At 67.6% G+C, this 17,965-nt stretch carries 19 protein-coding genes; 6 read left to right on the forward strand and 13 right to left on the reverse strand.

Annotated elements, in window-relative coordinates:
- Nucleotides 1–29 precede the first annotated feature (29 nt).
- Nucleotides 30–875 (forward strand): NAD-dependent protein deacetylase, encoded by an 846-nt coding sequence (locus AC1DER_RS02605; protein WP_477244152.1) that lies wholly within the window; start codon nt 30–32, stop codon nt 873–875.
- A 67-nt stretch (nt 876–942) separates the two neighbouring features.
- Here the strand turns inward: AC1DER_RS02605 and AC1DER_RS02610 are convergent, their stop codons facing one another.
- The 6 genes from AC1DER_RS02610 to AC1DER_RS02635 form a co-directional block, all read right to left on the reverse strand.
- Nucleotides 943–2,364 carry an amino acid permease gene (locus AC1DER_RS02610; RefSeq protein WP_441816073.1) on the reverse strand — a complete coding sequence of 474 codons (1,422 nt, stop codon included), beginning with the start codon at nt 2,362–2,364 and terminating at the stop codon, nt 943–945.
- Between the two features lie 129 nt (nt 2,365–2,493).
- Nucleotides 2,494–3,636: a cyclopropane fatty acyl phospholipid synthase gene (cfa, locus tag AC1DER_RS02615; protein ID WP_477244149.1), complete on the reverse strand. Its 1,143-nt coding sequence runs from the start codon at nt 3,634–3,636 to the stop codon at nt 2,494–2,496.
- Between the two features lie 86 nt (nt 3,637–3,722).
- Nucleotides 3,723–4,571, reverse strand: coding sequence for a DUF3298 and DUF4163 domain-containing protein (locus tag AC1DER_RS02620; protein WP_477244147.1), 849 nt, complete (start codon nt 4,569–4,571; stop codon nt 3,723–3,725).
- A gap of 67 nt (nt 4,572–4,638) precedes the next feature.
- The gene (locus AC1DER_RS02625) at nt 4,639–5,352 is read right to left on the reverse strand and encodes a pseudouridine synthase (RefSeq protein WP_477244145.1); all 714 of its coding nucleotides are present in this window, start codon (nt 5,350–5,352) and stop codon (nt 4,639–4,641) included.
- Between the two features lie 161 nt (nt 5,353–5,513).
- Nucleotides 5,514–5,792, reverse strand: a complete 279-nt coding sequence (locus AC1DER_RS02630) for a GNAT family N-acetyltransferase (RefSeq protein ID WP_477244143.1) — start codon at nt 5,790–5,792, stop codon at nt 5,514–5,516.
- 12 nt (nt 5,793–5,804) lie between these two features.
- Complete coding sequence (locus tag AC1DER_RS02635) at nt 5,805–6,332, reverse strand: hypothetical protein (RefSeq protein ID WP_477357627.1); 528 nt, start codon at nt 6,330–6,332, stop codon at nt 5,805–5,807.
- On the opposite strand from AC1DER_RS02635, the gene AC1DER_RS02640 reads away from it, so the two are divergent.
- Together AC1DER_RS02640 and AC1DER_RS02645 are read left to right on the forward strand one after the other, a co-directional pair.
- Nucleotides 6,295–6,732 carry a hypothetical protein gene (locus AC1DER_RS02640; RefSeq protein WP_477357630.1) on the forward strand — a complete coding sequence of 146 codons (438 nt, stop codon included), beginning with the start codon at nt 6,295–6,297 and terminating at the stop codon, nt 6,730–6,732. The two genes, AC1DER_RS02635 and AC1DER_RS02640, sit on opposite strands and share 38 nt — an antisense overlap.
- A 99-nt stretch (nt 6,733–6,831) precedes the next feature.
- The gene (locus AC1DER_RS02645) at nt 6,832–7,020 is read left to right on the forward strand and encodes a hypothetical protein (RefSeq protein WP_441816066.1); all 189 of its coding nucleotides are present in this window, start codon (nt 6,832–6,834) and stop codon (nt 7,018–7,020) included.
- A gap of 147 nt (nt 7,021–7,167) precedes the next feature.
- Here the strand turns inward: AC1DER_RS02645 and AC1DER_RS02650 are convergent, their stop codons facing one another.
- From AC1DER_RS02650 to AC1DER_RS02660, 3 genes are all read right to left on the reverse strand, one after another.
- A complete protein-coding gene (locus AC1DER_RS02650) occupies nt 7,168–7,770 on the reverse strand; it encodes a rhomboid family intramembrane serine protease (RefSeq protein ID WP_477244138.1) in 603 nt (200 codons plus the stop codon).
- A 60-nt stretch (nt 7,771–7,830) separates the two neighbouring features.
- Nucleotides 7,831–9,444, reverse strand: coding sequence for a POT-type proton-dependent oligopeptide transporter (locus AC1DER_RS02655; protein ID WP_477244136.1), 1,614 nt, complete (start codon nt 9,442–9,444; stop codon nt 7,831–7,833).
- Between the two features lie 133 nt (nt 9,445–9,577).
- Nucleotides 9,578–10,207 (reverse strand): glutathione S-transferase family protein, encoded by a 630-nt coding sequence (locus tag AC1DER_RS02660; RefSeq protein ID WP_477244134.1) that lies wholly within the window; start codon nt 10,205–10,207, stop codon nt 9,578–9,580.
- A gap of 145 nt (nt 10,208–10,352) precedes the next feature.
- Between AC1DER_RS02660 and AC1DER_RS02665 the strand changes: the two genes are divergently transcribed.
- From AC1DER_RS02665 to AC1DER_RS02675, 3 genes are read left to right on the forward strand one after another with little or no spacing between them, the layout of a single operon-like run.
- Complete coding sequence (locus AC1DER_RS02665; protein WP_477244132.1) at nt 10,353–12,131, forward strand: M14 family metallopeptidase; 1,779 nt, start codon at nt 10,353–10,355, stop codon at nt 12,129–12,131.
- Between the two features lie 54 nt (nt 12,132–12,185).
- Nucleotides 12,186–13,232 (forward strand): YbaY family lipoprotein, encoded by a 1,047-nt coding sequence (locus tag AC1DER_RS02670; protein WP_477244130.1) that lies wholly within the window; start codon nt 12,186–12,188, stop codon nt 13,230–13,232.
- 45 nt (nt 13,233–13,277) lie between these two features.
- Nucleotides 13,278–13,664, forward strand: coding sequence for a SpoIIAA family protein (locus tag AC1DER_RS02675; protein WP_477244128.1), 387 nt, complete (start codon nt 13,278–13,280; stop codon nt 13,662–13,664).
- On the opposite strand, the gene thpR is transcribed toward AC1DER_RS02675, so the two are convergent.
- The 4 genes from thpR to AC1DER_RS02695 all read right to left on the reverse strand — a co-directional run bounded on the left by thpR (nt 13,661) and on the right by AC1DER_RS02695 (nt 17,942).
- Complete coding sequence (thpR, locus tag AC1DER_RS02680) at nt 13,661–14,218, reverse strand: RNA 2',3'-cyclic phosphodiesterase (protein ID WP_477244126.1); 558 nt, start codon at nt 14,216–14,218, stop codon at nt 13,661–13,663. The genes AC1DER_RS02675 and thpR overlap by 4 nt on opposite strands.
- A gap of 72 nt (nt 14,219–14,290) precedes the next feature.
- Complete coding sequence (locus AC1DER_RS02685) at nt 14,291–14,890, reverse strand: alpha-ketoglutarate-dependent dioxygenase AlkB family protein (RefSeq protein WP_477244124.1); 600 nt, start codon at nt 14,888–14,890, stop codon at nt 14,291–14,293.
- Between the two features lie 140 nt (nt 14,891–15,030).
- Entirely contained in the window at nt 15,031–16,908 is a 1,878-nt protein-coding gene (locus AC1DER_RS02690; RefSeq protein ID WP_477244122.1) for an ATP-binding cassette domain-containing protein, read from the reverse strand.
- A 389-nt stretch (nt 16,909–17,297) separates the two neighbouring features.
- Entirely contained in the window at nt 17,298–17,942 is a 645-nt protein-coding gene (locus AC1DER_RS02695) for a hypothetical protein (RefSeq protein ID WP_477357633.1), read from the reverse strand.
- Nucleotides 17,943–17,965: the final 23 nt, after the last annotated feature.

The following is a 17,965-nucleotide window of genomic DNA, read 5'->3' on the forward strand; positions in this document are numbered from 1 at the left end:
TGAAACGTCGCGAATGAGAAGATGGGGGCATGTCACTCGCTCCCAACACCTCCTCTGCTCCGCACGATGACGCGCAGCGGCTGCGCGACTGGCTGCGCCCCCGGCAGCGTGTGTTCGTCCTCACCGGCGCCGGCTGCAGCACCGGTTCGGGCATCCCCGACTACCGCGACGGCGATGGCCAGTGGAAACGAACGCCACCGGTCACCTACCAGGCCTTCACCGCCGACCCGCGGGTCAATGCGCGCTACTGGGCACGCAGCTTCATAGGCTGGCCGCGGATCGCCGATGCGCAGCCCAATGCGGCCCATCGCGCCCTCGCAGGATGGGAGCCGCAGGGCCGGCTGACGACCCTGCTCACCCAGAACGTCGACGGCCTGCACCAGCGCGCCGGCAGCCACAACGTCATCGATCTCCACGGCCGCCTCGACGACGTGGTCTGCCTGGCTTGCGGCGACCGCCTGCCACGCGCGGACATGCAGCAACGGCTGGCGCAATCGAACCCCGATTGGCTGCACCTGGACGCCGCCACCGCTCCCGATGGCGACGCCGACCTGGACGGCCATGATTTCAGCGCATTCAATGTCCCCCCGTGCGCGCGCTGCGCGGGCATGCTCAAGCCCGACGTGGTGTTCTTCGGCGAGAACGTGCCGCGCCAGCGCTACCTGCAGGCGCAGGAGGCGCTGCAGGCATCCGATGCGGTGCTGGTGGTGGGTTCGTCGCTGATGGTCTATTCGGGCTTCCGCTTCGTGCGCGGCGCGCACGAGGCCGGGATGCCGATCGCGATTCTCAATCGCGGGCGCACGCGCGCCGACGATCTGGCCGGACTGAAGATCGAAGCCGACGCCGGGGCCGTGCTGGCCGGGGCGCTGGCCTGATCGCAGAAGCCGGCTCCTGCCTTTCACACCGCAAGAGCCGGCGTACCGGCTCCTGCGATCACCGCAACTACGCTTCCTTGCCAACCGCGAGCAGGCTGCGGCGACGGCCGTAGGCGAGGTACGCCACCACACCTATCGCGTTCCACAGCAGGAACCACAACTGCGTGCGCTGCGGCAGGCTCCAGAACAGGTACAGGCAGCCGAAGATCGCGATCGGCCCGATCACCCATGCCATCGGCGCGCGGAACAGGCGCGTGCGTTCCGGGTGGCGCTTGCGCAACACCAGCAGGCACACCGCCACCGCGATGAAGGCCGCCAGCGTGCCGGCATTGGCCAGCGCGGCAATCTCGTCCAGTCGCGCCACGCCGGCCAGCGCCGCCACCAGGGTGGCGGTGAACAGCGTGGTGGCGATCGGCGTGCCGGTGCGCGCATTGACCTTCGAAAGGCCACGCGGCAGCAGGCCGTCACGCGACATCACGAAGAAGATGCGGCTCTGGCCGTACAGGAACGCCAGCAGCACCGTCGGCAGCGCGATGACGGCAGCCGCGGCGATCACCGTCGCGGCCTTGCCCTGGCCCAGTTCGCGCAGGATCAGCGCCAGCGGCTCCGGGCTGTTGCCGAACACCGTGTAGCTCAGCGCGCCGACCGCGGCCAGCGCCACCACCATGTAGATCAGCGTGCAGCCGACCATCGAGCCGACGATGCCGATGGACAGGTCGCGGCCGGGGTTCTTGGTTTCTTCGGCCGCCGTGGAGATCGCGTCGAAGCCGTAGAAGGCGAAGAAGATGATCGCCGCGGCGGCCATCACGCCGCGTTCGACGCCATCGGCGCCCATCGACTTGACGAAGCCGAACGGCATGAACGGCTGCGTGTTGGCCATGTCGAAATGCGGCAGCGCGATGGCGACGAAGATGCCCAGCGCGATGATCTTGAGCACGACCAGGACCGCGTTGAGGGTCGCGCTCTCTCGCGTGCCGGCCATCAGCAGGCCGGCGACGACGAACACGATGGCGACCGCCGGCAGGTTGATCAGGCCGCCCGCATGCGGACCGGCGGTCAACCACAAGGGCAGGTCCACCCCGAGCCCCTTCATGAAGCCGACGGCGTAGCCGGACCAGCCGACCGCCACCGTGCTCACCACCAGCGAGTACTCCAGGATCAGGCTCCAGCCGACCACCCAGGCGATCGCCTCTCCCAGCACGATGTAGCTGTAGGTGTAGGCGCTGCCGGCAGCCGGCATCATCGTCGCCATTTCGGCGTAGGCCAGCGCCGCGCAGGCGCAGACGATGCCCGCCACCATGAACGACAGCAGCACCGCCGGCCCGGCGAGGTTGGCGCCGACGCCGATCAGGGTGTAGATGCCGGTGCCGACGATGGCGCCGATGCCCAGGGCAATCAGGTGCGGCCAGCTCAGGGTCGGGACCAGGCGGCGCCCTTCCTCGTGGACCGTGACCCGGTCGATGTCCTTGCGCCGGAACCAAGTCTGCATAGAACCCTCGTGTCGAGCTGGCGAAATGAGCGCACATAGTGCGGCAAAGCCGGCGGCGATGCGATGTGCAGTGCAGCTTGCATGGGGCGGGCGGATTGATGTGGGGCGGCAGCTTGCGCCCGGGCACCGTCAGCGTGGGGCGATGTAACCGCCGGGCACGCCCCGTGGCGACAGGACCAGTTGCCACAGCTGCGCATGGCGGCTGCGGAAACTGGCCATCGAGGCCGACAGGTAGAAGCGCCACATGCGCCGGAAGCGCTCGTCGTAGCGGGCCGGCAGTTGCGGCCAGGCGCGTTCGACGTTGTCCAGCCAGGCCTGCAACGTCAGCTCGTAGTCGGCGCCGAAGTTGTGCCAGTCCTCCATCACGAACTGGCCCTCGCACGACTGCGCGATCTGCGCGGCCGAGGGCAGCATCGAATTGGGGAAGATGTAGCGGGCAATCCACGGGTCGGTGACGTTCACCGACAGGTTGGTGCCGATCGTGTGCAACAGGAACAGACCGCTGTCGGACAGGCTCCTGCGAACCATCTCGAAATAGGTCCTGTAGTTCTTGACGCCGACGTGCTCGAACATGCCCAGCGACAGGATCGCGTCGAAACGCTCGTCATCGGCGCCTGCGCCAAGCTCGCGGTAGTCCTGCAGCCGGATCTCGATCGGCAGCCCGGCGCACAGGCCGCGGGCATAGTCGGCCTGTTCGCGCGAGATGGTCACGCCCACGCCGCTGATGCCATAACGCTGCGCGGCGAACTTCAGCGCCTCGCCCCAGCCGCAGCCGACGTCGAGCACGCGCATGCCGGGCTTGAGGCCGAGCTTGCGGCAGACCAGGTCGAGCTTGGCTTCCTGGGCCAGGTCGAGGTCGTGCAGGCGCGCGCCGTCGCGATCGCGCCAGTAGCCGCAGCTGTACACCAGGCGCTTGCCAAGCATGGCCCGGTACAGGTCGTTTCCGAGGTCGTAGTGCTGCTCGCCGACGACGAAGCTGCGGCGCCGGCTCTGCAGGTTGGTGAGGTAGGCGCGGACGCCGTCGAGCCAGGCGCTCACGCCCCTGACCTTGCGGTCGAGGTCGGCCATGATCAGACGGCACAGCAACCCGTCGAGTGAGGCCGCGCGCCACCAGCCGTCCATGTACGACTCGCCCAGGCCGAGCGATCCCTCGACCATGACGCGTGCGAAGAAGCGCTCGTCCTCGACCTGCAGGTCCCACGGACGATTGCCGCCGACATTCACGTCGGCCAGTGACAACAGTTTTTCTACCCGACTGCGCAATGCGGACATGGCGACCTCGGTGCTCGTTCGGCCCTGGGCCTGACCAGCAGGGTGGCGGGCCTGAACAATGCTAGCGCGAGGCCGTCAAGGCGGCATCAACCGCCGGTAAACAGCGGCCGGTACTCGGGCGAGACGAACGGCAGCAGGACGTCGGCGGGCACCTCGACCGTCTGGGTGCCGTCGGAGTACGGCCCGACCTGGTAGGGCGCGAACACGAAGCGCAGGCCGCCGAGCCTGCCGTCGGACGCGGCCATCGGCTCGAACAGGGCGAAGTCGGTCGGCGCCGGCTCGGTGCCGTCGTCGATCATGCGCGAGGCGTTCTTGACCACCTCGGCCCGCTCCTCGGCCGGCAGGTCGTCGGCATCGACACGCTGCGACAGCGCCGAATGCAACTGCTCGCGAACGTAACCGGAGATCGCCGCCCAGCCCTTCTCGTCGCGGATCAGCTCGCGCGCTGTGAGCATGCGCTGCTGTTGCGGCAGCCAGACGAAGCGGGCGATCAGCGGTGCGCCATGGGCGCCGCCGGTGTAGCTGCTGCCATCGGCGGCCACCGCGACCACGCTCGGGGTATTCATCAGCTCGGTGAAACTGAGCGAGAGGTCGTAGGGAGCACTGGTCGCGCCGCCGGGCTCTCCGCGCGACTTCGCCGCCTCGACCAGGTCGGCGCGAGCGGCATCGGCGTACTTCTTCAGTTCGGCGGCAAGCGCCGGATGCTGGTTGGCCGGAACCTGATAGCTGATGCCGATGATGTAGTCCGGCGTCGACTCGGAGACGTCCTTGAGATCGACCGCGGCAGACGCCGGGGCTGCGGTCGTGACCGTGCCGGCGGGTGCGGCCGGAGCGGCGCTGGTCGCCGGCGCCGCCGGTTCGCCTTCGCGCCTGCAAGCGGCCAGCACGACCAGCGCGCACGCGCACAGCAACGACAGCATCAACACTCGCTTCATGGGCAGTCCCTTGTCGATGAGCGTCAGGTTAGCGGCGGCGGCGTGATGCCCATATGCAGGGGCGCGGCTACCACTGGGTTCGCTGCGGCAACAGGCCTTGCAGTTCGGCATCGGTCAGGTTGCGCCACTGTCCGGGCTTGAGGCGGCCGAGCTTGACGTTGCCGATGCGCACCCGCAGCAGCTGCTTCACGCGGAAGCCGAAGTGCGCGGCCATCAGGCGGATCTGCCGGTTGAGGCCCTGCACCAGGACGATGCGGAAACCGAACTTGCCGAGCTTGCCGGTCTTGCACGGCAACGTCGTCTGGCCGTGCACCGGCACGCCGCGGGCCATGGAACGCAGGAACTCGTCGGTCACTGCGTGATTCACCACCACCAGGTATTCCTTCTCCAGCTTGTTCTCGGCGCGCAGGATCTCGTTGACGATGTCGCCATTGCTGGTCAGCAGGATCAGCCCCTCCGACTCCTTGTCGAGGCGGCCGATCGGAAAGATGCGCTGCTCGTGGCCGACGAAGTCGACGATGTTGCCCTTGACCCCGGCCTCGGTGGTGCTGGTGACGCCGGTCGGCTTGTTGAGCGCGATGTAGACATGCTGGCGCTTGCCTTTGCTGGCCTGGCGCACGCGCAGCGATTGGCCGTCGACCAGGACCTGGTCGCCCTCGCCGACTTCGGCGCCGATGCGGGCACGCACGCCGTTGACCGTGACCCGCCCCTCGGCAATGAGGCCGTCGGCTTCGCGGCGCGAGCAGAATCCGGTGTCGCTGATGTGCTTGTTCAGGCGCATGCGGGCGGGCGCCAGGGGCGCGGCAATGGGGGATGGGCGCGCATGCTGTCACACATGGGCGCGGGGGGACAGCACTGCGCGCCACCGGCGAGGGCAGACACCTCTATCCCGCCCTGCCCCGCCCCACATGGGGCGAGGCTGCGAGGGCGCCGCCGGCCCGGTCAGGCCAGCAGCTGGTTGTACTCGGGATGGCGCTCGACCCAGGCCGCGGCATAGGAGCAGGCCGGATGGACATGCCAGCCCTGGGCCTTGGCGAACTCGAAGGCCGACCGGACCAGCTCGCCGGCAATGCCGCGGCCGGCGATCGCATCGGGCACGCCGGTGTGGGTGATCACCATCTTGTCGCCTTCGCGGTGGTACTCCATGCGTGCCTCGACGCCGTCGACGGTGGTGCTGAACACTCCGATCACCGGGTCGTGCTGGATGCTGTGCTGGGTCATCTGGATCCTCTGTCAGCGGCTGTCGCGCTTGCCCTGATTGTGACGGTCCTGGGTGCCGATGCTGCCCTGGGTGGCCTCCATCCGGCTCTCGGCGGCGTGCAGCTCGCCTGCCTTGGCGGCGGCACTGTCGGACTGGAACCCCGGCTTGGGCACGTGCCCATGGCCGGGATCGAGCTGCTGCCACGGCTGCGGCTGGTGGTCGCGCTCGTGCTTGGCCGCCAGCAGCTCCTGGGTATTGGCCAGCGCCTGCTCGGGGGTTATGCGCGGCTTGGCCGGGGCACGGGCGGCGCGCTTGCGCGGGGTCGGCGCGGGCTTGGCGACCGGGGTCTTGCGGGCGGTCCGGGTGACCACCTTCTTGGCCGGCGATTGCCTGGCGGGAGATTTCCGGGCTGCGACCTTGCGGGCGCTGGCCCTGGTGGTTGCCGTCTTGCGCACGGTCTTGCTGGCGGCGGTCTTGCGTGGTGCTGCTTTCTTCACGACCTTTCTGGCCGCGGCGGCCTTCTTGACCACGGTCTTCCTGGGGGCCGTCACCTTCTTCACGGTCTTCTTTGTGGCTGTTTTCTTTGTGGCTGCCTTCTTCGGGGCCGCCTTCTTTGCCACCGCCTTCCTGGCCACGACCTTCTTCGCGGTCTTGCGCACCGGAGCCTTGCGGGCAGCGGACTTGGCGGCGGCCTTCTTCGCTGCCTTGGCGACGGTCTTCTTCGCGCCCTTCTTCGCGCCTTTCTTCGCGACTTTCCTGGCGGTCCGGCTGGTGGCCGCCTTCATCGCGGGAGCCTTGTGGGCGGTGTTTTTTCCGGCCTTCCTGATCGCCATGCCTGGCACTCCTGGGCATCGTCTGGGAGGGTTTTGGATATCACGCGCGACATTCATGCCGGGTGAGCAGGAGGCGAGCGAAGGCGTCGCAATACGTCATCCGTTCAGCCCCAGCAGTGACCAGTAATGACCGACCGCGTCACATTTTCACGCCGCACCCAAGCTGAGACGGCTGGCACGGAATCTGCGTGATCCAAGACAGGAAACACAGTGCGGAGAGACACCCATGAGCGTGCACCACCTGACCCTCGGCCACGTCAGCGACGACGCCCTGATGACCCGGATGTTCGACCTGGCCCAGAGCGGCAAGGAATCGTCCATCGAGTCGTCGCAGATCGATGCGGAGATCTACGCCCGCCTGCTCGAAACCTACGGCGCCGACGACACCGCCAGTTCGGACCGCCACGCGGCCTGACCGGACGGCCTGACCGCACTGCCGGTCGGGCTGCCTGATCCAACGTTTTCGACCGGGGCAACCCGGCCGACACCAGCTCGGGTAGCTGGGGGGCGCCTTGAGCGCGGCGGGCCTGCAGCAAGCAGGTCCGCCGCAGTCCCTCCAGCTTCAGCCGAAGGTCGGGCGCATCAGGCGCTCGAGGAAGATCGCCCCCACGCGCGGCTCCATCAACAGCATGAACAACACGCCATAGATCGCACCCGACAGGTGCGCGCTGTGGTTGATGTGGTCGCCGCCGCGCTTGTCCATCCAGAACGAGTAGGCGATGTAGCCGATCGCATAGAGGAAGGCCGGCACCGGGATCGGGATGTAGATCAGCGCCCACGGTTGCAGCAGGATGAAGGCGAACAGCACCGCCGAGACCGCGCCGGAGGCGCCCAGGCTGCGGTACTGCGCATCGTGGCGATGGCGCAGGTAGGTCGGCAGGATCGCGATCACTATCGCCGACAGGTAGAACAGCAGGAAACCGAACGGTCCGATCAACTGTGCGATCACCCCTTCGATCAGGCGACCGAAGAAGTACAGCGTGAGCATGTTGAACAGCAGGTGCGACCAGTCTGCATGGATGAAACCGTGCGTGATCAGCCGGTCGTACTGGTGCTTGCGGTCGATGGCCGGCGGCCACAGGATCAGGCGGTTGAGCAGCGCGGGCCGCTCGAAGGCCAGCCACGAGACCAGCACGGTCACGGCGATCAGGGCGAAAGTCAGCATCCGTTGAAGCTCCTGGCGAAGGCGTCGGGCATGGCGCGCGTCACGTCCCGCGCTGCGATGTCATGCATTTCGATAGTTGTCCTGCATCGGATAGGTGCGCGCATAGAGCGCGAACGCAGCCGCGGCAAGGAAGGCGAAACCGGCGAAGAAGAACATCAGGAACGCATTCTCGCTCAACCCGGTGCTGGCGATGTGCGAGGTCACCGCCTCGTTGCGCACGCCGGCATTGGTCAGCAGCACCCACAGGCTGCCGAACGTGCTGGCGAGGTACCAGAACGCCATGATCACGCCCTTCATCGCCTGCGGCGCCTGGCTGTAGGCGAACTCCAGCGCGGTCGCCGATACCAGTACTTCGCCGAAGGTCAGCAGCGCGTACGGCAGCATCTGCCAGGTCAGCGTCACCGGGTGGCCACCGTCGAGGTAGAGCTGGATCAGGCCGGCGCCGATCCAGGCCAGGCCCGAGAACGCGATGCCCCAGCCCATGCGCTTGAGCGCGGTCGGCTCGAATCCGAGCCGGCGCAGCAGCGGGTACAGCACCAGGTTGTTGAACGGAATCAGCAGCATCACCAGCGCCGGGTTCAGCGCCTGCATCTGCGCGGCGTCCTTGACCAGCCAGCTCGGCCACCACCACTGGTCGTGCGGCATCGCCATCTCGTTGCCCTGCAGCACCCAGGTCGAGGCCTTCTGGTCGAACAGCGACCAGAACGGCGTGGTCAGGGCGAACACGATCAGGATCCGCAGCACCGCGCGGACACCGTCGACGGCCTGGTCGGGATGCTTGCCGCGGGCGCGATCGAGCTGCATGGACGTGCCGATGCCGCCGAAGGCGATGATCAGGCCCAGCGCCATGCAGGCGCAGATGACGAAGCCGAGCCTGGGAATCAGCAACAGCGCGCCGACCGCCAGCACCCCGCCGGTCGCCGCGACCACCAGCCCTGCCCGTCCCTGCCCCGGCGCCTGCGCGAGCAGCGCGGTACGGGCCACATGCAGGAACGAGTTTGGATCGGCCGCACTCGGCGGCACGTTGACGTACTGCTTGCGACCCAGCCAGAAGATCAGCGTTGCGATGAGCATCAGGATGCCGGGAATGCCGAACGCCACCGCGGGACCGTAGTGGCGCAGGAAGAACGGCATCAGCAGCGATGCGAAGAACGAACCGAAGTTGATGATCCAGTAAAAGGCATCGAAGACGATCTTGGCCAGATGCTTGTTGCTCTGGTCGAACTGGTCGCCGACAAAGGACACGACCAGTGGCTTGATGCCGCCTGATCCCAGCGCGATCAGGAACAGGCCGGTGTAGAAGCCGCTACGGTTGTCCTCGAAGATCGCAAGGCAGGCGTGGCCGGCGCAGTAGACCAGCGAGAACCACAGCACGGTCTGGTACTTGCCGAAGAAGCGATCGGCGAGCCAGCCGCCGAGCAGCGGGAAAAAATACACGCCGATGACGAAGCTGTGGAAGACATCCTTGGCGATGCCGGCGCGCTCGGCCTCCGGTGCATACAGCAGCAGCGTGCTGACCAGGAATGGCGTCAGGATGTTGCGCATCCCGTAGAAACTGAACCGCTCGCAGCCTTCGTTGCCGATGATGTAGGGGATCTGCCGGGGCATCCGGCCCTGCGAATTGCCCGGCGAATCGCCCTGCGAACGGGCGGCGGTGCTTGCGGTGGTCGTCATCTACGGCGGCCCTGCGGAAAAGTCACGGGTTGGTTGCGTGCGCACCGCTGCCGGCGATGGCCGGCAACGGCGGATGGGCAAGCCTACCCGATCAGCGAGGCCGTGCCCCAGGCATCCCCGCTCATGCTTCAGCTCAGGCCCACTCGGTCAAGCCTTCGCGCTCGTACAGCTCCTTGAACGACGGCCGCGCCTTCATCGCCTGCGCCAACGTGGCCAGGTGCGGCCAGTCGTGACCGGGGCGCGGCATGTTGCGCGTCCAGCGCATCAGCATGGCGAGATAGAAATCGGCCGCGCTCAGTCGCTCGCCCAGCAGGTAGGGGCCATTCGCGGCAAGGTGGGCGTCGAGTCGGTCCCATGCTGCTTCCACACGCTTGCGCGTGCCTTCGCGGATCTCGTCGGCATGGGCTTCGTCAACATCGCCCGGGTACCACCACAGGCGCATCGGCGACTGCACCGTGTTGACCAGGTTCAACATCCACTGCAGGTACTCGCCGCGCAACGGGCTGTCGGCAGCAGGCGCAATGCCAGATTCGGCATGACGATCAGCCAGATGCAGCACGAGGGCGGCGGCTTCGTAAAGCGGCTTGCCGTCGGCGATCAGGGTCGGCACCAGACCGTTGGGGTTGAGCGCGAGGTAGTCGTCGCTCTTGTGCTGCCTGGCCTGGGTGTCGACGAGGCGCAGCTCGTGCGGCACGCCCAGCTCGATCAGAAGCCAGTGGACGACCAGGCTCGCCGCACCGGGCGAGTAGTAAAGGCTGTACATGCTTGGATCCCCGGAGTGCGATTCGATCAGGTGGCCATGATCGCACGCTGCTGCCACCCCGATGGCAGCAGCGTGACTGCAAGCCGCAAAGCATCGGCCCGGTCTCGGCTACCATGCCGCGACTTATCCGTGAGACGCCCGCGCAATGACCCGTTCGCCGCTCGCTGTCGCAACCCTGGCCGCACTGCTCACCACCCTGCCCTCCATCGCTGCTCCCGCCAACTCCGCGCTGACCACCGTATCCGAGCGCAGCGGGTTCGTGAAAACCGGTCGCTACGACGAGGTCATCGCCCTGTGCGCGCAGTTCGCCCAGCGCTACCCCGACGCGGTGCGCTGCAGCGACTTCGGCACGACGCCCGAAGGCCGCCCGATGAAGGTCCTGGTGGTGAGCAAGGCAGGCGCCTTCACTCCCGAGGCGGCCAAGGCCAAGGGTCTGCCGGTGATGCTGATCCAGGGCGGCATCCATGCCGGCGAGATCGACGGCAAGGACGCCGGCTTCCTCGCCCTGCGCCAGGCACTCGATGGCGAGGCCGCACCGGGGGCACTGGACAAGCAGGTGCTGCTGTTCGTGCCGGTGTTCAATGTCGACGGCCACGAGCGCTTCGCGCGCTGGAACCGTCCCAACCAGCGCGGCCCGGAGGAAATGGGCTGGCGCACGACGGCGCAGAACTACAACCTCAACCGCGACTACGTGAAGGCCGACACGCCGGAGATGCAGGCGATGCTGCGCCTTGTCGATGCCTGGGATCCGCTCGCCTACGTCGACCTGCACGTCACCGACGGCGCCAAGTTCGAACACGACGTCTCGATCCAGGTCGAGCCGGTGCACAGCGGCGACGAAGCGCTGCGTGCGGCCGGCACCGCGTTGCGCGACGGCGTGATCGAGCGCCTGAGCGCTCAGGGTTCGCTGCCGCTGTCGTTCTACCCCTCGTTCGTCAAGGGCGACGAACCGGACTCTGGCTTCGAGGACGGCGTCGCCACGCCGCGCTTCTCGCACGGCTATTTCCAGCTGCGCAACCGCATCGGCATGCTGGTCGAGACGCACTCCTGGCGCGACTATCCGCACCGGGTCAAGGTCACGCGCAACACCATCGTCGCCCTGCTCGACCTGGTCGCGGACAACGGCGCGCAGTGGCAGCAGCTGGCGTCCGGCGCCGACCAGCGCTCCGCCGCGCTCGGCGGCCAGCAGGTCGTGCTCGACTACAAGGCCACCGACAAGAGCCACCTCATCGACTTCCGCGGCTACGCCTACACGCGCACGCCGTCGGAGGTGTCCGGCGCGCTGATGACGCGCTACGACGAGAGCAAGCCGCAGATCTGGCAGATTCCGATCCGCGACGAAATCGTCCCCGACCACGTCGTCACCGCCCCCCGGGGCGGTTACCTGGTGCCGGCCGCGCACGCCGGCTGGGTCGCGGCCAAGCTCGACCAGCACGGCATCGCGTACCGTCGCCTGTCCGCCGCGCAACCGCATGCCAAGGTGGAGGCATTCCGCGCCGACAAGGCCAGCTTCGCCGCGCAATCGGTCGAGGGGCATCAGCGCGTGACGCTCGAAGGGCAATGGCACGCCGAGACCCAGGACCTCGCCGCCGGTGCCCTGTTCGTGCCGATTGCCCAGCCCGAAGCGCGCCTGGTGATGGCGCTGCTGGAACCGCAGGCGCCCGACGCGCTGGTGGCATGGGGCGAGTTCAACAACAATTTCGAGCGCAAGGAGTACATGGAGGACTACGTCGCCGAAGAAGTGGCGCGCGAGATGCTCAAGGACCCCAAGATCAAGGCCGAGTTCGACAAGCGTCTGAAGGACGATGCGGCGTTTGCGGCAGATCCGCAGGCGCGCCTCGAATTCTTCGCCCGCCGCCATTCGTCCTGGGACTCGCGCTACCGGATGTATCCGGTGCTGCGCAGCGACAGCACGCCACGCTGACGGCGCCCAGACATCGGCACGGCTAGGCTGTCCTCCTCACCCAGGAGACAGCCCATGCCCGTGTCGAAGTCGCTTTCGCTGCCCCTGCTCGGCATTGCCGTGGCGCTGTCGCTCGCGGCGTGCCAGGCAGGCCCGGATTCGGGGACGACGTCCGCGAAACCGGTGCCGCCCGTCACGCAGGGCGCGCACGCGATCACCGGCACGGCGAGCTACCGCGAACGGATCATGATGCCGCCCGGCTCGAGCCTGCGCGTGCAGCTGATCGACAGCCAGCTCGCCGACACGCCGCAGGCGGTGTTGTCGGATCGCAGCTTCAAGGACCCGTCTGGTCCGCCGTATGCCTTCAGCCTGCCCTACGATCCGGTCAAGCTGCGCGAGGGCGGCAAGTACGGCCTGCACGCCTCGCTGTACGGACCCGACGGCAAGCTGTGGTTCGTCACCGACACGCGCACCGCGGTGGATCCGGCTGCGAATGCGCCAGTAGACCTGCAGCTGGTGCGGGTTGCGCCATCCGCGCCTGCCGCTGCTGCCGGCACCACCCAGGTCAGCTACTGGCAGTGTGGCGACCTGCGGATCAGCGCCGACTTCAATCCGCCGGAGCGCGCCGTGCTGTCGTTCTCCGGACGCAGCCTGACGATTCCGCTGGCAGTCGCCGCTTCGGGCGCGCGCTACGCCGACGACAAGGGCAACGAGTTCTGGAGCAAGGGCCCCAGCGGTACGCTGACCCTGGCTGGCGAGGACAAGCGCGAGTGCAGCCAGGCCGATGGGCCGTCGCCGTGGGAAGCCGCAAAGGACCGCGGCATTGGCTTCCGCGCGGTCGGCAACGAACCGGGCTGGTGGGTCGAAGTCGGCATGGGCGAAGCGCCGCTGCTGCACGCCGAACTCGATTACGGCGCACGCAAGATCGAGGTCGCCAACGCGAAACCGCTCGAGGGCGCGACAGGCTTCAGCGGCAAGACCGCCAACGGCACCGACGTGGTGCTGCGGATCGAGCGCAAACCGTGCCAGGACGACATGAGCGGCAGCACGTACCAGGCCAGCGCGCAGCTCAGCGCCGGCGGCAAGACCTACAAGGGCTGCGGCGCATTCCTGCACGAATGACAAGCACCAATGACATGCACGAACGACTCAACGAGTGAGGACGCCATGATCGAGATCCTGCCTTCGCCATCGCACGTTGGCGCGTACCACTTCAGTGGAACCCTCGACGGCGACGACTACGACCGCTGCATTGCCGATGTCGAAGCACGGCTGGCGCAGCACCAGCGCATCGGCCTGTTCTGCGACCTGACCGGCTTCACCGGGCTGACCGCACAGGCCATGGGCAAGGACCTGCGCTACGCGGTCGCCAAATTCGGCGAGTACGGCCGTTTCGCCCGCGGTGCGATCGTCACCGACAAGCACTGGCTGGGCAGCATTTCGGAGTTCTCCGGACACTTCTTGCCGCATACCCAGATCCGTTCGTTCGCACCGGACGAGCGTGAGGCGGCACTGGCGTGGGCTAGCGAAATGCCGCCGGACGTGTCGGCCTAGGCCTGCAGGGGCCAGCGCCCGATGATCCGGTAAGGATGGCCGGACTGGCTGTCGACCAGCACGAAGTCGCGCACGGTCCAGTCCAACGGCGCGACGGGCATCGTTTCGGCGAGGTGCCTGCGCGCGTTGCGCTGGATGGTCAGGTGCGGGCTGAAGCCGGCCGCAGACCGCGTCGGCACGCCGTGCTGCTCCAGGGCGTCGCCCAGCACCTGCCACAGGTGGTGCAGGCCGGGGGCCGGCGTGCCGGTACCGAGCCACCAGACGCGGCTGCCGCGGAAGCTTCCGGCGCAATCGAGCGTCAGCTCGAACGGCAGTGCAATCACCTGCGCTGCCGCCGCGCGCGCGTTGTCGATCAACGCTTCCGGAGCGGGCGCTTCCGGAACGGGCAGGAAATCGCCGAGGAACTGCAGCGTGAGGTGGAAGCGCGCTGCATCGAGCCTGCGCCCCCCGGGTGTGAACTCGCGCTCGAGGCGAACCGACGTGAGCTCGATGGCATGCCGCAGGTCGTCGCCCGGCCAGAGTGCAAAGAACAGGCGATGGGATTGCGACTGCATCGCTGCGGGTCCCGCTGCGGAATGGCCCTGTCGAGCCATTAATCCATCGCCGTGCGAGCGCCGCAAGTGCGGTCAGCGCGAGGTCGCCGGACGCACCCGAAACGCCAGGCTGATGCGCGGTCCGACCGGTTCGCGTGTCTTGGCGATGCCGTGCAGGTAATGCAGCTGCGAGGCATGGCTCATCACCAGCACGCTGCCCGGCTCCAGGTCGATGTGCACGCTGCGCGCGGGCGGCGTCTTGGCGCGGATGGCCATCCGCCGGGTTGCACCCAGCGACAGCAGGGCGATGGGTTGGCCCGGCACCAGGCTGTGCAGCTTGTCGTTGTGCGGGGCGACGCTGTCGTGGCCATCGCGATAGAAGTTGAGGCCTACCGAATTGAACGGCGTCCGGAGGCGGTCACGCAGGCGCGCGCCTGCTTCGGCGAGCGGCGCCGGAAGGTCCGCGTCGTCGAGGCCGAAGCCGGCAACCAGCCGCGGCACGTCGACGATGCGGTCGTACATCGGACGTTGCTGCGCCTGCCAGGCGACGCTATCGCGCAGTACGGCGAACCACTCGGCGGAAAGGTCGTCGTCGAGGAACCGCGGCCAATAGCGCACGCCCCCTTCTTCGTCGGCGATCAGGGTGCGCGGGCCGGATTCGAACAGCCCGGGCTGGGCGAGGGACTGGGGCATCCGCTCAATCTGCCGCCGGGGTGTCTCATCGCGTGAGATGAGGGGAGCCGAGGTCGATGGATCCCCGCCTGCACAGGGATGACGGGTAGAGGGATCCCGGCGTTCGCCGGGATGACGGAATGCGCGGGAATGAGGGCGCCCTACGCGTCCAGCTCGCTCCATCGTGCGTACGCGGCGTCCAGTTCGAGCTGGGTCTGGGCCAGCGATGCGTTGTGGGCGTTGATCCCTGCCGCATCGCGCTGATAGAAGGCAGGCTCGTTCATCTGCGCGGTCAGCTCGGCCACCCGGGTTTCCAGCGTCTCGATCCGAAGCGGAAGCTGTTCCAGCTCGCGCGCTTCCTTGTAGCTGAGCTTGCGCCTGGGCGCAGCCGGGATGGCTGCCACCGGCGTGGCAGGCACAACGGCGGCGGTCTGCTTCGCCGGCGCCGCGAGCGATGCGACCGGACGCTGGCGCACCCAGTCGGTGTAGCCGCCGACGTACTCGCCGACCTGGCCCTCGCCCTCCATGACCAGCGTCGAGGTCACGACGTTGTCGAGGAAGTCGCGGTCGTGGCTGACCAGCAGCAAGGTACCCGGGTAATCGCCGAGCATCTCCTCGAGCAGTTCCAGCGTTTCCACGTCGAGGTCGTTGGTCGGTTCGTCCATCACCAGCAGGTTGGACGGCTGCGCGAACAGCTTGGCCAGCAGCAGGCGGTTGCGCTCGCCACCGGACAGGCGGGTGATCGGCGCACGCGCGCGCTCAGGCGTGAACAGGAAGTCCTGCAGGTAACCGATCACGTGCTTGGACTTGCCGCCGACCTCGACGAACTCGCGGCCTTCGGCGACGTTCTCCAGTGCATTCCAGTCCTCGCGCAGGGTCGCGCGGTACTGGTCGAAATAGGCAACCTGCAGGTTGCTGCCGAGCACGATCTCGCCGGCGTCGGGCTTGAGTTCGCCCAGCAGGAGCTTGATCAGGGTGGTCTTGCCGCTGCCATTGGGGCCGATCAGGCCGATGCGATCGCCGCGGAAAATCGTGGTCGAAAGATCGGTGATCAGCTCGCGATGGCCATGGGCAAAACTCACGCCCTTGGCTTCGACGACCTTGCGGCCGGACGACTCGCTCTGCGCCAGCGCCATCTTCACGTTGCCGGTCAGGTCGCGTCGATGCGAACGTTCCACCCGCATCGCCTTGAGGCGACGCACGCGGCCCTCGTCGCGGGTGCGGCGGGCCTTGATGCCCTGGCGGATCCAGACTTCCTCCTGCGCGAGCATCTTGTCGAAGCGCGCGTTTTCCTGCGCTTCGGCGTTGAGGCGCTCTTCGCGGCGGCGTTCGTAGTTGGCCCAGTCGCCCGGCCAGCTGGTGACCTGGCCGCGGTCGATCTCGACGATGCGCGTGGCCAGCGATCGCAGGAAGCGGCGGTCATGGGTGACGAACAACAGCGCGCCCTGCCAGCCCTTGAGGAAGGTTTCCAGCCAGTCGATGGCTTCGATGTCGAGGTGGTTGGTCGGTTCGTCCAGCAGCAGCAGGTCCGGCGCCGACACCAGCGCGCGCGCCAGCAGCACGCGCCGCTTGAGGCCGCCGGACAGGCTCGAGAACAGCGCATCGCCGTCCAGGCCCAGGCGTTCGAGGGTTTCGGTCACGCGCTGGTCGAGCGACCAGCCGTTGGCGTCCTCGATCTTGCCCTGGACGCGTGCGAGGGCATCCATGTCGACGTGCTCGGCATGGCTGAGATGGTGGTACTGCGCCAGCCATGCGCCGAGATCGCCGAGGCCGCCGGCCACCACGTCCCAGACGTCGCCGCCGGCGTCATTGGGGACCTCCTGCTCCAGGCGCGCCACGCGGACGCCGCCTTCGCGCAGGACTTCGCCGCCATCGGCCTGGATTTCTCCGGCGAGCAGGCGCATCAGGGTCGATTTTCCGGCGCCGTTGCGCCCGATCAGGGCAATGCGCTCACCGGCTTCAATGGACAGGGCTACATTTTGCAGCAGCAGCGGGCCGCCGACGCTGTAGTCGACGTTTTGCAGGGTCATCAGGGGCATCGGACCATTCTACGTGGCGCGGGCGGTCGCAGTGCCATGCGATCTGCCACCGGCGCATACTTGGCGCCAGGCCGCAGCACGGTGCGGCGGCCACCTGACCAGGGGAATGCCATGAGCAAAGGCATGGATCGCAAGAAAGAAACCAAGAAGAAGCCGGCGAAGACGATGAAGGAAAAGCGCGCCGAGAAGAGCGAGAAGAAGGCCGGAAAGAGCTGAACGGCCTGGCGCTGGCCGCCCGGCCTGACGGCGGCGGCCTCCGCGGCGGTCGCCGATGGGCCAAGGATCGCCGATGGGCTACGGCCGCCATCGGCCACGGCAAAGCCAGGACCGGGTGCAAGGGGCGACTGATGATGGCCGCCCCGTTTCCCACGACAGCAGAACGCCTGGAATCAGGGCCCTGACGTGGGGCGCAGCAGCACCATGCTGGTGGCGGTGGTGATCCTGCCGCGCAGGCGCAGCCCCGTATCGATCTCGTCGCCCGGCTTGAGGGTGTTCAGGGGAATCGACTTGCCGTCGAGCCCGACCAGCGTGGTCTGCTCGTCGTAACCGATGCGGTTGAGGATCCGGCTTTCGGACTGGCTGATATTCAGCGTCCGCGTGCGCGTGTTGACGTCGCTGATCGTGCCATGCAGGTATCGGCCGGCGCCCTGCGCCATGTTGGTGTTGGGCAGCACCAGGATCTTGACGGCCTGCACCCGGTTGCGGCTCGACTGCGTGCGCACCAGCAGGCGTTCACCGGGCTTGAGCTCGATCAGCTTGATCCGCTTGCCGGCGCGCGTGGCGGTGGTGGTGGCGTCGACGTAGATATTGATCTCGCCGCCCTGCCCCAGCTCGCTACCGGTCTGGGCGTCGGTGGCGAGCGCCAGCCGGTTGCTGTCCACGTCCACGCGTACCAGCGTGCCGACGGCGTGGTCGCCCTCCGCCGGCGTGGAGGCCAATGCGGTGGTGGCCGTCATCGCGAACAGGGCCAGAATCGACGCCAGCACGGTGCCGCGAACCGCGGCCCGCAGTTGAAAGTTTTGATTGCCTTGCATGTCCCGCCCCCACCCGTCGCCTT

The sequence above is a fragment of the Lysobacter sp. 05T417 genome (assembly GCF_056396405.1).

Excerpts from the sequence above, each read along its gene's own strand:
- AC1DER_RS02625 (WP_477244145.1), bottom strand. The coding sequence starts at position 5,352 with ATGCGCCTGAACAAGCACATCAGCGACACCGGATTCTGCTCGCGCCGC.
- AC1DER_RS02670 (WP_477244130.1), top strand. The coding sequence starts at position 12,186 with ATGCCCGTGTCGAAGTCGCTTTCGCTGCCCCTGCTCGGCATTGCCGTG.
- thpR (WP_477244126.1), bottom strand. The coding sequence starts at position 14,218 with ATGCAGTCGCAATCCCATCGCCTGTTCTTTGCACTCTGGCCGGGCGAC.
- AC1DER_RS02655 (WP_477244136.1), bottom strand. The coding sequence starts at position 9,444 with ATGACGACCACCGCAAGCACCGCCGCCCGTTCGCAGGGCGATTCGCCG.
- AC1DER_RS02665 (WP_477244132.1), top strand. The coding sequence starts at position 10,353 with ATGACCCGTTCGCCGCTCGCTGTCGCAACCCTGGCCGCACTGCTCACC.
- AC1DER_RS02605 (WP_477244152.1), top strand. The coding sequence starts at position 30 with ATGTCACTCGCTCCCAACACCTCCTCTGCTCCGCACGATGACGCGCAG.
- AC1DER_RS02650 (WP_477244138.1), bottom strand. The coding sequence starts at position 7,770 with ATGCTGACTTTCGCCCTGATCGCCGTGACCGTGCTGGTCTCGTGGCTG.
- AC1DER_RS02610 (WP_441816073.1), bottom strand. The coding sequence starts at position 2,364 with ATGCAGACTTGGTTCCGGCGCAAGGACATCGACCGGGTCACGGTCCAC.
- AC1DER_RS02645 (WP_441816066.1), top strand. The coding sequence starts at position 6,832 with ATGAGCGTGCACCACCTGACCCTCGGCCACGTCAGCGACGACGCCCTG.
- AC1DER_RS02675 (WP_477244128.1), top strand. The coding sequence starts at position 13,278 with ATGATCGAGATCCTGCCTTCGCCATCGCACGTTGGCGCGTACCACTTC.
- AC1DER_RS02685 (WP_477244124.1), bottom strand. The coding sequence starts at position 14,890 with ATGCCCCAGTCCCTCGCCCAGCCCGGGCTGTTCGAATCCGGCCCGCGC.
- AC1DER_RS02690 (WP_477244122.1), bottom strand. The coding sequence starts at position 16,908 with ATGCCCCTGATGACCCTGCAAAACGTCGACTACAGCGTCGGCGGCCCG.
- AC1DER_RS02695 (WP_477357633.1), bottom strand. The coding sequence starts at position 17,942 with ATGCAAGGCAATCAAAACTTTCAACTGCGGGCCGCGGTTCGCGGCACC.
- cfa (WP_477244149.1), bottom strand. The coding sequence starts at position 3,636 with ATGTCCGCATTGCGCAGTCGGGTAGAAAAACTGTTGTCACTGGCCGAC.
- AC1DER_RS02630 (WP_477244143.1), bottom strand. The coding sequence starts at position 5,792 with ATGACCCAGCACAGCATCCAGCACGACCCGGTGATCGGAGTGTTCAGC.
- AC1DER_RS02620 (WP_477244147.1), bottom strand. The coding sequence starts at position 4,571 with ATGAAGCGAGTGTTGATGCTGTCGTTGCTGTGCGCGTGCGCGCTGGTC.
- AC1DER_RS02660 (WP_477244134.1), bottom strand. The coding sequence starts at position 10,207 with ATGTACAGCCTTTACTACTCGCCCGGTGCGGCGAGCCTGGTCGTCCAC.